5 protein-coding genes are annotated in these 14,181 nt (G+C 40.8%); all 5 read right to left on the bottom strand.

Going from position 1 to position 14,181, the window contains the following annotated elements; genetic code table 11:
* A partial coding sequence (locus F6K18_RS16155) for a condensation domain-containing protein (RefSeq protein ID WP_287522200.1) occupies positions 1-782 on the bottom strand: 782 nt, incomplete at its 3' end.
* Positions 779-5,374 carry a non-ribosomal peptide synthetase gene (locus F6K18_RS16150; protein ID WP_287522199.1) on the bottom strand — a complete coding sequence of 1,532 codons (4,596 nt, stop codon included), beginning with the start codon at positions 5,372-5,374 and terminating at the stop codon, positions 779-781. The genes F6K18_RS16155 and F6K18_RS16150, both read right to left, overlap by 4 nt.
* Entirely contained in the window at positions 5,374-8,913 is a 3,540-nt protein-coding gene (locus F6K18_RS16145; RefSeq protein ID WP_287522198.1) for an amino acid adenylation domain-containing protein, read from the bottom strand. Before F6K18_RS16145 ends, F6K18_RS16150 begins: the two co-directional genes overlap by 1 nt.
* Complete coding sequence (locus F6K18_RS16140) at positions 8,910-13,568, bottom strand: non-ribosomal peptide synthetase (RefSeq protein WP_287522197.1); 4,659 nt, start codon at positions 13,566-13,568, stop codon at positions 8,910-8,912. Before F6K18_RS16140 ends, F6K18_RS16145 begins: the two co-directional genes overlap by 4 nt.
* Positions 13,565-14,181 (bottom strand): beta-ketoacyl reductase (locus tag F6K18_RS16135; RefSeq protein WP_287522195.1); only part of this gene is annotated, 617 nt, incomplete at its 5' end. The genes F6K18_RS16140 and F6K18_RS16135, both read right to left, overlap by 4 nt.

Raw genomic sequence — 14,181 nt, 5'->3', positions numbered from 1 at the left:
AGGGTTTCACCTTGCAAGTAGTTCCTTTGCCACACTGCAAAGTCGGCATATTGTATGGGTAGTGAGGGTAATGGGGATGGTTTCTCTTCCAATATGGCAGTGTAAATTGCTGATAGTTCTTTGGGTAATACTGTGAGAGACCAGCCATCGCTTGCTATGTGATGTAATGTGATTTGCAGTATGTGTTCTGTTGTTCCTAGTTGATACAACCGAGTGCGTATGGGGGTGTCTACTTCTAGATTGAATGAAAGTTCATTTTCTGTTTGCAGTAGTTGTTGGAGTTTGGTAGTTTGTTCAGATGGTGCTAACTTGCTCAGGTCTTGTAATGGTAGTTGTAGTTCAAAGGGAGGTTTAATTGTTTGTACTGGTATGCCGTTGATTTCACTGAAGGTGGTTCTCAGGGTTTCATGGCGAGCAATGATTTGATTGATACTTTTTTCTAGGGCTAGATAGTCTAGTTTTCCTTCTAGATGTAGGGTTAATGGCATATTGTAGGCGTTGCTACTCAAAGCCATTTTTTCTATAAACCATAGCCTTTGTTGGGCATAAGATAATGGGAGAACTTGCTCCCTTGAAATAGCTTTAATGGAACTAGCTACAGGTTTTTGGGTTGTCTGCGCCTCCTGAAGTAACTCTAAGATTTCTGTTTTGCGATCAACTATATTCTGTTTCAGTTCTGGCGTGATTATTCCCTTCGGAGAACGATAGCGCAGTCTATCTCTATCTATCCAAAGTTTGACACCTAAATTTTGTAGGTAAGATACAAACTCAATTGTTTTCATAATACTTCCTCCTCATATTCTTCCTCAATTTCAGAAATTAACGTGTTTTCATCTTGAGCTAGTTGATTTAGCACTTCTACACTTTGGGCGATGTCACTAATAGTTGGTGACTCAAATAAACGCTGTAAAGTTAGTTCAATTCCAAAACTATGGCGTATCCGAGAAATCACCTGAGTTGCCATCAAAGAATGGCCACCCAAATCAAAGAAGTTATCATGTCTTCCCACCTTTTCTATCCCTAACACTTCTTGCCAAATCTCTGCTAATATATTTTCTGTCTCCGTTTCAGGAGCTACATACTCCGTTGACATACTACTAGCAACATCCAGTGCAGGCAAAGCCTTACGGTCTACCTTACCATTGGGAGTCAGTGGCAGTTGCGACAACACCAGCAACCCCGATGGCAGCATATACTCTGGCAACCTCGACTCCAGATACTCCCTCAACTGTGGTATCAGTTGTTTTCTGAGCTGGGAATTCAAAGGATTATTCCCATAATTATTCCAGTTACCTGCTACCACCGATTTTTGACTCAGCGGAGTTAACACTATTCCCTCTTTAGCTAACTCACTGCGTACAAATACCCCATCCATCAATTCTCCTCTTCCCTGAGCTGACCAACATAACTCTAAACTATATCCTAAATCCGAACTCAGTTCATATAAACTTTCTGGAACTATGGTTTTGACTTCCCTTGACTCTAATCTCTGCCTCAACTGTTGTAGATTTTCTTTTTCTTTGGGCTGTGATAGGAACTCTACTAAATCTACATCTTTTGCCACTCTCTCATTGACTAAACCACTAAAACAAATTGATTCTGGTTCTTTGTCTCGCAGATAAGTTTCTATCTCCTCATAACTCATACCTACTCGACTTTCTACAGTCTCTGCTATTACTGATGCTGGTTGTGCATCTATATGCAACTGTACGCTATAGCGATATTTATTCAGTTCATTGTGTTCTTTTCCCCTCTGTAAACGTACTTGTACATGAGTTATTTCTGGATGTTTTTCTTTGATAGCTACAAACAACTCTGGTGATACTAACAACTCTGTCTCCTGCTCCATTTTTCTGTCTATCTTTGCCTTTAGTTGTTCTACTGACAGTGAGGGAGTTCCTTGATACAGTTCCACCGAACTGTGAAAGGCTTTCATTAATGGCAAGCTGCGGATATCCCCTAGGAAGATAACTCCTCCTGGTTTTACTACCCTGATACTTTCTTCTATTACTTCGAACAGATATTCCACACTAGGGAAATACTGGACTATGGAACTGAGTAGCACTACATCAAAGCTGTTATCAGCCACATCCGCCATGTCTTCAGCTCGCTTTTGTGCTAAGGAGACATGAGCATATTTGTCTGGTTGCTGTTCTTTTTGTTGTTTGATGTATTCTAATGATACGTTGGATATATCTGTTCCTAAATATTTTTTGGTGTGGGGTGCGATTTGAAATAGGAGCATTCCTGTGCCACAACCTATTTCCCACACACTTTCTGGTTTATGAGCTAATACTTGGCTGACTATATCTCCTGCCCAAATGCGCATTTGCTCTACTGGTATCGGTTGGTTGTCATAATTGCTTATCCATCCTCTAGTGTTGAATAGAGGGTCACTTACTTCACTTAGTTCGTCGTATATTTGTTGGTTGAATATGTCTTGCCAGCTATCTACTTGAGTTTCTGATAGTTCGGGGTTAGAGCTATTTTTGGTTTGGGTTTCTGGTACTATGTATGCTACTAACCGTTTATCTCCTGGGTTGTCTTCTCTTGCTACTACTACTGTTTCTTTTACTTCAGGGTATGAATTGATAACTGCTTCTATTTCTCCTGTCTCAATACGATATCCCCGCACTTTTACCTGATGGTCTATTCTTCCTAGAAATTCAATATTCCCATCTGCTAAGTAGCGTGTCAAATCTCCCGTCTTATATAATTTTAACTTTTGACTTTCGACTTTTGATTTCTCAAAAGGGTTGGGAATAAATTTCTCGGTTGTGAGTTCGGGGTGGTTGTGGTAGCCTGTTGCTAAACCATCCCCTCCTATGTGTAATTCTCCTGCTACTCCGATGGGTACTGGTTGTAAATTTGAGTCCAGAATGTATACTTGGGTGTTGGATATGGGCTTACCTATGGGGACTGATTTTTCTAGATTACTATCAGCTTTGACTGAGAAACAGCAGGTGAATGTAGTGTTTTCTGTTGGTCCGTAACCGTTTATTAGTTGACATTCTGGCAGTTTTTCTACTACTTTCTGCACATGGGGAACTGATAATACGTCTCCTCCTGCTAATAGTTGCTTTACTGGCTTTAAGTTTTCTAGTTGCTCTTCTACCATCAGTTGGAATAATCCTGCTGTCAGCCATAAAGTCGTGACTTGGTTTTCTCTGATTGCTGTTCCGATTTCTGCTAGGGAGGGTTGATGGGGTGGCATGATAACTAGAGTTCCTCCATTGAGCAGACTGCCCCAAATTTCCAATGTGGCTGCATCAAAGGATATGGGTGCTAATTGTAGGAATATATCTTCTTCTGTGAAGTTATTAATATAGTTGGTATTTTTTACCAGTCGCACTACTCCTTGATGTCTGATGTTTACTCCCTTGGGTATACCTGTTGACCCGGAGGTATACATCATGTATGCTCGATCGTCTGATGTTATTGATAATCTTAGGTTTTCCAAACTCTCTGTCTTGGCTTTATCTGACTCCAGACATATTACTTGAGCTGCTGTTTGAGGTAGATCCTGTTGCCATTTTTCTTGAGTTAGTAGTATGGATAGTTGGGCATCTTCTACCATGTAATTGAGACGCGAAGTTGGATAATTCGGGTCTAATGGCACATAAGCTCCTCCAGCTTTGAGTATGGAGAGTAAACCTACTACCATTTCTAATGAACGCTCTACACATATTCCTACTAGACTTTCTGATACTACTCCCAATTTTTGCAAGTAATGGGCTAGTTGATTGGCTTTGCGGTTTAATTGAGAATAGGTCAGCTTTTGCTCTTTAAATACTACTGCTATTGCATCTGGTGTTTTCTCCACCTGCTCTTCAAATAACTGATGGATACATTTGTCATTTGGGTAATCTGTTTTCGTGTTGTTCCACTCCACCAGTATTTGCTCTAGCTCTGCTTCTGTCATGAGTGGCAATTGGCTAATAGCTCTCTCTGGAGTCTCTACTGCTGCAGTGAGGAAGTTTTCGTAATGTGACAGCATCCGACTAATTGTTTCGGCCTCAAATAAGTCCCGGTTATAAACACAGAATCCTTTGATTTCCTCTCCTACTGGCCACAGGTGTAACTCTAAGTCCATCCGCACTGTCATTTCCGCTCCCGACTCTTCATACCAACCTACTTCCAAGTTAGGCAAACTGAAGGATGGCTTCAAGGTTTCCTCCTGCTGAACAGCAAACATCACCTGAAATAATGGGTTTTGCGATAGTGTCCGTTCTGGCTGCAACTCTTCTACCAATTTCTCAAATGGTATGTCTTGGTGACTATAAGCTTCTAGGGCTGTTTGTTTGACTCTGTTTAATACTTCTGTGAAGCTTGGTTCCCCTCCGAGATCTGTGTGCATCACTAGGGAGTTGACAAAGAAACCTATCAATCCTTCTATTTCTCTGCGGTTGCGGTTGGCTATGGGTGAACCTACTGCTACACTCTCTTGACCACTGTAACGAGACAGTAATACTTTGAAGGCTGCTAACAGGGTCATAAATAGGGTCGTTCCCTGCTTTTGGGTCAGTTGTTTAACTTTTGATGTGAGTGCTGCTGGTATGTTTATGGGTATACCTGCTCCATGAAAGGTTTCGACTGCTGGTCGAGGATGGTCTGTGGGTAGTTGGAGTTGTGGTAGGTCTTGCAGCTTTTGCTTCCAGTAACTTAGTTGCTTTTCGAGGGTTTCACCTTGCAAGTAGTTCCTTTGCCACACTGCAAAGTCGGCATATTGTATGGGTAGTGAGGGTAATGGGGATGGTTTCTCTTCCAATATGGCAGTGTAAATTGCTGATAGTTCTTTGGGTAATACTGTGAGAGACCAGCCATCGCTTGCTATGTGATGTAATGTGATTTGCAGTATGTGTTCTGTTGTTCCTAGTTGAAACAATTGAGCGCGTATGGGGTGGTCTACTTCCAGATTGAATGAAAGTTCATTTTCTTGTTGGAGTAGTTGTTGGAGTTTGGTGGTTTGTTCAGATGATGTTAATTCAGTTAGGTCTGTTTTGGGTAGTGGTAATTCAAAGGGGGGTTTGATTATTTGTACTGGTGTGCCGTTGATTTCACTGAGGGTGGTTCTCAGGGTTTCATGGCGAGCAATGATTTGATTGATACTTTTTTCTAGGGCTACATAGTCTAGTTTTCCTTCTAGATGTAGGGTTAATGGCATATTGTAGGCGTTGCTACTCAAGCCCATTTTTTCTATAAACCATAGCCTTTGTTGTGCGTATGATAGGGGAATTACCTCTTCCCTAGAAATCATTGGAATAACTTGACTTTCCTTAGCGGTTGGGAGCAACTGCTGCTGTCGGAGCTTTTCCAATACCTGTTCTCGTTGTTTTTGCGAAAGATTAGCCAAACGTTTTTTTATATCATTCATTATTCAACCTCCGCTAAAATTTGTTCAAGTATATTGCTGTTTACTTGTTCCAACTGTTGTTCAACTAAAACTTCTGCTAGTTGAGCGATAGTAGGATTTGTAAATAGCTTAGTTACCGATAACTCCAGATTAAAAGTATTTCGCACCCTAGACACAACTTTAGTTGCCAGCAAAGAATGCCCACCTACTTCAAAGAAGTTATCATGTATTCCCACCTTTTCTATTCCCAACACTTCTGCCCAAATCTCTGCTAAGAGCTTTTGTGTCTCCGTCTCAGGAGCTACATACTCCATTGACACACTACTGGCCACATCCTGCACAGGTAACGCCTTACGGTCTATCTTGCCATTGGGAGTCAGAGGCATTTGCGACAACACCATCAACCCCGATGGCACCATATACTCTGGCAATCTCTCCTTCAGATACTGTCTCAACTGCAGTATCAGTTGGTTTCTGAACTGGGAACTCAAAGGATTATTCTCATCTTGGTTTAATATGTCTTGCCAACTTTCTAGTTGGGTTTCTGATAATTCCGGGTTGGAAGAGGAGGTTATTTTCGTTTGGGGGACTATGTATGCTACTAAACGTTTATCTCCTGGGTTGTCTTCCCTAACTAATACTACCGTTTCTTTAACAATGGGATATGAATTGAGAAGTGCTTCTATTTCTCCTATTTCAATGCGATATCCCCTGATTTTTACTTGGTGGTCTATACGGCCTAAAAACTCTAGATTCCCATCTGGTAAATACCTAGCTAAATCTCCAGTCTTATATAGACGAGCATTTTGTTGCTGACTAAACAAATGGGGAATGAATTTTTCTTGGGTGAGTTCGGGGCGATTCAGATAACCCCGTGCTAAACCAGCACCACTAATGTACAACTCTCCAGCAACACCTACTGGCATTAGTTGACGGTTTTTGTCTAGCACATAAGCTTGCATATTGTCAATAGGGCGACCAATGACACTGCTTGTACCTTCCTGAAGATTTTCTGAGTTAATGGGGTAATGAGTGACATGGACTGTTGTTTCCGTAATACCATACATATTCACTAACTGTGGTAAAGTATCACCGTGCTTGTCAAACCAAGGTTTCAGGCTATGAAAGTCTAAAGCCTCTCCTCCAAAGATAACCAATCGCAGTGACAGATTACTTGCATATTCCTGACTTTGCTCAAAATAAATCAGTTGCTTAAAGGCTGAAGGTGTTTGGTTCAGTATGGTGACTTGCTCCTGGCATAGTAACTCATAAAAAGCATCAGGAGAACGGCTGACCCAATATGGAACTACAACTAATCGTCCACCATACAGTAATGCTCCCCAGATTTCCCAAACTGAGAAATCAAAAGCGAAGGAGTGGAAAAGAGTCCAGACGTCTTGAGAATTAAATGAATACCAACTCTCTGTTGATGAAAATAGATGAGTAACATTCTCATGCTGAATCATCACACCTTTGGGTTCCCCTGTGGAGCCAGATGTATAAATTACATAGGATAGGTGATAAGGCTGTACACCACTATCTGGATTAGCTGAACTTTGTTGACTAATCTCCGACCAAGCTCGATCCAAACAAATTATTTGTGATCGATCCTGTAATCCTTCTACTAATCCCTCTTGGGTCAGAAGCACTGGCACAGCAGCATCAGCGATCGTATATGTGATACGCTCTTGGGGATAACTGGGGTCGATCGGCACATAAGCTCCCCCTGCTTTGAGAATACCAAGAATGCCTATTACCATTTCTAACGAGCGTTCGAGACAAATACCTACTGGTACATCTGGTTGCACACCAAGGGTTTGCAAGTAATGAGCTAGTTGATTAGCTTTGCTATTTAATTCCGAATAGGTCAGCTTTTGCTCTTCAAATACTACTGCTATTGCATCTGGTGTTTTCTCTACCTGTGCTTCAAATAATTCATGGATACATTTGTCATTTGGGTAATCTGTTTTTATCCTGTTCCATTCTACCAATATCTGTTCTAGCTCTGCCTCTTTCATTAATGGCAACTGGCTAATAGGTTCCTCTGGAGTCTCTACTACTGCTGATAATAAGTTTTCATAATGTGACATCATCCGACTTATTGTTTCTGGCTCAAACAAATCTCGGTTATAGGCACAAAATCCTTTGATTTCCTCTCCTACTGGCCACAGGTGTAACTCTAAGTCCATCCGCACTGTCATTTCCGCTCCCGACTCTTCATACCAACCTACTTCCAAGTTAGGCAAACTGAAGGATGGTTTCAAGGTTTCCTCCTGATGCACTCCAAACATCACCTGAAACAAGGGGTTTTGCGATAGAGACCTTTGTGGTTGCAACTGTTCTACTAGCTTTTCAAAGGGTATGTCTTGATGAGAGTATGCTTCTAAAGCCGTTTGTTTGACTCGGTTTAATACTTCCGTGAAACTACAGTCTCCTCCCAGGTCTGTGTACATGACTAGGGAGTTGACAAAGAAACCGATCGACCCTTCTATTTCACTGCGGTTGCGGTTGGCTATGGGTGTGCCTACTATGATACTTTCTTGACCACTATAACGAGACAGTAATACTTTAAAGGCTGCCAGCAAGGTCATAAATAGAGTGACTCCCTGCTGTTGAGTCAGTTTTCTCAGTTTTGAAGTCAGCTCTACTGGTATGGTGATTGATATATCTTCTCCATTAAAAGTTTGAATTGGTGGTCGGGGATGGTCTGTGGGTAGTTGTAGTTGGGGTAAGTTTCCCAGCTTTTGCTTCCAGTAACTTAGTTGAGTTTCTAGGGTTTCACCTTGTAAGTAATCCCTTTGCCATACTGCATAGTCGGCATATTGTATGGGCAACTCTGGTAATGGAGATGGTTTCTCTGCCAATGCTGCACTGTAAATTGCTGATAGTTCTTTTGGTAATACCGTCAGTGACCAGCCATCGCTTGCTATGTGATGTAATGTGATTTGCAGTATGTGTTCTGTTATCCCTAGTTGAAATAACTGAGCGCGTATCGGGTGGTCTACTTCCAGATTGAATGAAAGTTCATTTTCCTGTTGGAGTAGTTGTTGTAGTTTGGTCTTTTGCGCAGATGGTGCTAACTTGCTCAGGTCTTGTAATGGTAGTTGTAGTTCAAAGGAGGGTTTAATTATTTGTACTGGTGTGCCGTTGATTTCACTGAAGGTGGTTCTCAGGGTTTCATGGCGAGCAATGATTTGATTGATACTTTTTTCTAGGGCTACATGGTTTAATTGCCCTACTAGATGTAGGGTTAATGGCATATTGTAGGCATTGCTACTCAAGGCCATTTTTTCAATAAACCATAGCCTTTGTTGTGCGTATGATAATGGTAGGGGGTTACCGTTTCGCTCAATGGGCTGAATTTGGTTTTGCTTGGAGTCTCTCTTTAAATTAGCTTGTTGTAAAAAAGTCAGAATTTCTTGCTTACGATCGCTTAGTTGAATGCGTATATCTGATGTTAATACTCCCTCTGGAGCATTACAGCGCAAGCGTTCATTTTCAACCCATAATTTGACATCTCGATCTGCCAGTTCATCTAAAAATTTCTCTAATGTTTTCATAATTCGATTTCCTCCCGTTTTTCTTGACTATTAGAGGCAGTTTGTAGTCGTTTTGCTAGAGATAGAGATAAGTTGGTATTGTTATCCATCGCTTCAATATAACTACTTAATTGAGCGATCATAGGTTCTTCAAATAGTTGACTTACAGACAACTCCACGTCAAAAGTATTTCGCACCCGAGAAACAACTTGAGTTGCCATCAAAGAATGCCCGCCCAAATCAAAGAAGTTATCATGTATTCCCACCTTTTCTATTCCCAACACTTCTTGCCATATCTCTGCCAATACCTTCTGTGTATTGGTTTCAGGAGCTACATACTCCGTTGACACACTACTGGCCACATCCAGTACAGGCAATGCCTTACGGTCGACCTTGCCATTGGGTGTCAGTGGCAGTTGCGACAATACCATCAACCCCGATGGCAACATATACTCTGGCAATTTTTCCTCCAGATACTCTCTCAACTGTGGCACCAGTTGTTTCGCTGTCACTGAACTCAATGGATTATTTCCATAATCATGCCAGTTACCTGCTGCTACTGTTTTTTGACTAAGCGGTGTTAACACTATTCCCTCTGCTGCTAGGGACTTGCGCACAAATACCCCATCCATCAATTCTGGACGTCCCTTTCCAGACCAACACAGTTCTAAGCTATACCCTAAATCACTACTTAGTTCATATAATCTCTCTGGGTCTATGCTATTTATTGGCTTTGACTCTAACTTTTGCTTCAACTGCTGTACATTCTCTTTTGATTCTCCCTGTGATAGCAACTCTAATAATCCTACATCTTTGGCCACTCTTTCATTTACTAAACTACTAAAGCAAATTGACTCTGGCTGTTTTTCTCGCAGATAAGTTTCCATATCTTGAACACTCATTCCTACCCCACTTTCTACTGGTGCTACTATTACTGATTTGGGTTTTGCTTCTATATGCAATAGTACGCTATACCGATATTTATTCAGTTCATTGTGTTCTTGCCCCCTTTGTAAACGTATTTGTACATGAGTTATTTCTGGATATTTTTCTTTGAGAGCTACAAACAATTCTGGTGACACGAAAAATTCTGTCTCCTGCTCTATTCTTCTGTCTATCTTTTGCTTTAGTTGTTGTTGCGACAGTGATGGAGTTGCTTGATACAGTTGCACTGAACTGTGAAATACCTTCATTAGTTCTAAACTCCTGATATCTCCTAGAAAAATCATCCCTCCTGGTTTTACTACTCTGATACTTTCTTCTATTACTTGCAATAGATATTCTATACTAGGGAAATATTGGACTATGGAACTCAGCAATACGGCATCAAAACTGTTATCTGCTACATCACCCATGTCTTCAGCTCGTTTCTGTGCTAAGGATACATGACCATATTTTTCTGGTTGCTGTTCTATTTGTTGTTTTATGTATTCTAATGAGACATTAGAAATATCTGTGCCAAAATATTTTTCTGTCTGCGGTGCGATTTGAAATAGTAGCATTCCTGTGCCACAACCTATTTCCCAGACACTCTCTGGTTTCTGAGCCAATACTTGATCTACTATATCCCCTGCCCAGATACGCATTTGCTCTACTGGTATAAGTTGGTTGTCATAGTTACTTAACCAGCCTTGGTTATTGAATAATGGATCGCTTACTTCGCTTAGTTGGTCGTAGACTTGCTGATTGAATATGTCTTGCCAACTGTCTACTTGGGTTTCTGATAGTTCGGGCTTAGAAGATGTGGTGCTTTGGGTTTCGGGTACTATGTATGCTAATAAGCGTTTGTCTCCTGCCTTGTCTTCTGTTGCTACTACTACTGTTTCTTTTACTTGAGGGTATGAATTGAGGACTGCTTCTATTTCTCCTGTTTCGATACGGTATCCTCGCACTTTTATTTGGTTGTCGATGCGACCAATAAACTCTATGTTGCCATCTGGAAGATAACGTGCTAAGTCTCCTGTTTTGTATAATCTTGTGGTTTTTGAGTTGTCGAAGGGGTTGGGTATAAATTTGGAGGCTGTCAGTTCGGGGCGGTTGTGGTAGCCTATTGCTAAACCGTCTCCTCCGATGTGGAGTTCTCCTGGTACTCCGATGGGTACTGGTTGTAATTTGGAGTCAAGGATGTATACTTTTGTATTGGATATTGGCTTACCTATGGGTGGTGAAATACTGTCTCCTTGACCTGAAACTACCAAGCAAGAAGTCGTAACAACTGTATTCTCTGTTGGACCATAGTTGTTAAATACACAGAATGGTAAAGCTGCCGATGGGTACTTGTGCAGTTTGTCTCCTCCTGTGACTACAGTTCTCAATTCTGTTTTTGCAGGCCATTCTAAGGAACACAAATTTTCCAATAGAGGTGTTGGCACAAAACTAATCGTTATTTTTTCCGAGACTAGCCAATTTCTCAATGCTTCTGGAGACAGACGAGTTTCTGAGTTGACTAAGTGCAGACAAGCACCTGCACTCAGGTAAGGCCAGATCTCCCATACAGAGGCATCAAAAGCTACTCCTGCTATTTGAGACGCTCTGTCTGATGATTTTACTTCAAAAGTACGTTGATGCCAGAAAATCAGATTTAATAACCCTTGATGGGAAATAGTGACTCCCTTTGGTTTACCCGTCGAACCTGATGTGTAAATAACGTAAGCTAACTGATTAGCTGTTACTTGATTTTTTAAATTTTGCTGACTCTGTTGACTAATGATTTCTTCATCTGTATCCAAATAAATTATAGTTTCTATGGTTTCCGATAGATGATGTTGCCATTTTTGTTGAGTAAGTAGTATAGAGAGTTTTGCATCTTCTATGATGTAATTGAGACGCGAAATCGGATAATTAGGGTCTAATGGCACATAAGCTCCTCCCACTTTGAGTATGCCTAATAAACCTACGATCATCTCTACTGAGCGCTCTACACATATACCTATGAGTGCTTCTGGAACTACTCCCAATTTTTGCAAGTAATGTGCTAGTTGATTAGCTTTACTATTTAATTCCCAATAGGTCAGCTTTTGCTCTTCAAATACTACTGCTATTGCATCTGGTGTTTTCTCTACTTGTGCTTCAAATAACTGATGGATACATTTTTCATCTGGATAATCTATTTTTGTGCTGTTCCATGCTACCAGTATCTGCTCTAGTTCTGTCTCTTTCATGAATGGTAGTGCTGCTACTCTCTGTTGCGGATCGTGAACTATCCCTTCTAACAAATTCTGGAAATGAGCAACGATTCGGACAATAGTTTGCTCATCAAATAAGTCAGCATTATATTTTAACAACCCAACCAAAGATGAATCCTCTTCAAGCATTTCTAGGAATAAATCATATTGACTTTCATACTGATCGATTACAAATGGTTCTACTTCAAGTCCTCCCCAATTCATCAAGGTTTTTTTGCTAGTAAACAACAGCTTTTGCACATCTTTAGATTCTAGGAACTTTTGTAGTACAAAGTAAGCCTGAAAAAGAGGAGAACGACTGGAGTCACGTTCTACCTGTAACTTTTCTACTAATAAAGTAAAGGGATAATCTTGATGAGCTAGTGCTCCCAGGACTGTCTGGCGTACTTGGGAAAGAAAATCTTTAAAACAGGGATTCTCAGACAAATCTGATCTCATCACCACTGAGTCAACAAAGTAACCAACAATAGAGGCAAACTCCGCTTTAGTTCTACCGGTAGAGGCAGAACCTACTAAAATATCCTCTTGATCTGTGTAACGGTACAGAAGAACTTGAAAAGCAGCCAACAGAGTCATATAAAGAGTTGCCCCCTCTGTTTGAGCTAGTTCCTTCAGTTGTTCAGTCAGTTTTTCAGATAACTTGAAGGGGTAGCTGCAACCGTTATCAGTCTGTATAGGCGGTCGTGGTTTGTCTGTGGGCAAATTCAATACAGGTAATTCACCGCCCAATTTTTGTTGCCAATAATTCCATAGTTTTTCTCCTTCTGCTCCTTCTACTAACTCCTTTTGCCAACGAACGTAATCTTGGTAAGAATTGTTTAGTGCTGGCAGAGATGGTTCTACACCATATTGTTGAGCTTGGTAGAGTTCTCGCAGCTCTTTGACAATTAAGTTGCATGACCAACCATCTAAAGCCATATGGTGTATTGTAACTAACATAATGTGGTTTGCTTCCGAGTAAGTGAACCACCTAACTCGCATCACTGGTTCTGTTTCTAAGTTAAAGGGATGTCTGTGAGCTTCAAGTACCTTTTTGTGTAATTCCTCTTCACTCCAACTAGAAGCATCTATCTGTAAGAAGTCTAATTTTTGATGTTGATGTAGTTGTTGAACTGGTTGTTCGCCCAACTTCGGAAATGTACTCCGTAGTAGCGGATGCCTTTTCCTTAGAGATTGAAAAACCTTTTGCCAAATAGTTATATCTACCTTGGAGTAAATCCGAACTGAAAATGACACATTATAATTATGACTCTGAGGTGCTAGTTGCCACAAAAACCAGAGACCTTTTTGACCATAAGATAGGGGGTATACTTGTGATACATCTGGATTCTCCCTTAGTAACTGTAATATTTCTGATTTGTACTGCTTTAGTTGGGCAATAACATCAGTGGTCAACACTTCTTGGGAACCACCAGTTCTTAATTTCCCTTCGTCAACCCATAATTTCACCCCTTTCAGAGAAAGGTCTTGTAAGAATTCAATTAAGTTCATAGTTCTACCTCTATCCAGTTATTTTCTTTAATGTTATCTGTGCGATCGCTTTGAGTTATTTTTCCATTTAGTTCATTTGAAAGAGCTGCAATAGTGATTCCTTCCATAAATTTGGTAATTGGAATATCCACTTCTAGCTCACTTTGAATTCGATTTCTGAGTTCAATTGACATTAAAGAGTCTAGTCCCATTTCATTTAGAGGTTTGTGTATATCAATTATATGATTTTTCAGCGCTAATACTTGAGCTGCTTCATTTTGAAGATGAGCAATTAATATCTTTTCCCGTTCGCTCTGGGAAACTAATTTTAATTGTTCTAAAAGGTAATTATCCTGAGTTTCCTTTTTAGCGATCGCAGTCGTTTTTTCCTGCCAATCTGCCAAAAACCGCCATTGAGCCACTCTCTCCTGCATACCTGACCAATCAATAGGAACTACCCCTACTTCTACATCCGAACTACTCATCAGTAATTCTAGGGTTTCTAACACCTGAGTCGGAGAAATTGCCCCCATCCCCTGCTTAAGTACCCTCACATCTGCACCACGTTCGGCCGCCTCTCCTATGTGAGAAACAGCTCCCCAATGAATGCTTAATCCCGGTAATCCCATCCCCC

The organism is Okeania sp. SIO2C2, from assembly GCF_010692625.1.
Taxonomy (GTDB): domain Bacteria; phylum Cyanobacteriota; class Cyanobacteriia; order Cyanobacteriales; family Microcoleaceae; genus Okeania; species Okeania hirsuta.
This window is presented reverse-complemented; position numbering and strand designations above follow the sequence as displayed.

Excerpts from the sequence above, each read along its gene's own strand:
- F6K18_RS16150 (WP_287522199.1), bottom strand. The coding sequence starts at position 5,374 with ATGAATGATATAAAAAAACGTTTGGCTAATCTTTCGCAAAAACAACGA.
- F6K18_RS16145 (WP_287522198.1), bottom strand. The coding sequence starts at position 8,913 with ATGAAAACATTAGAGAAATTTTTAGATGAACTGGCAGATCGAGATGTC.
- F6K18_RS16140 (WP_287522197.1), bottom strand. The coding sequence starts at position 13,568 with ATGAACTTAATTGAATTCTTACAAGACCTTTCTCTGAAAGGGGTGAAA.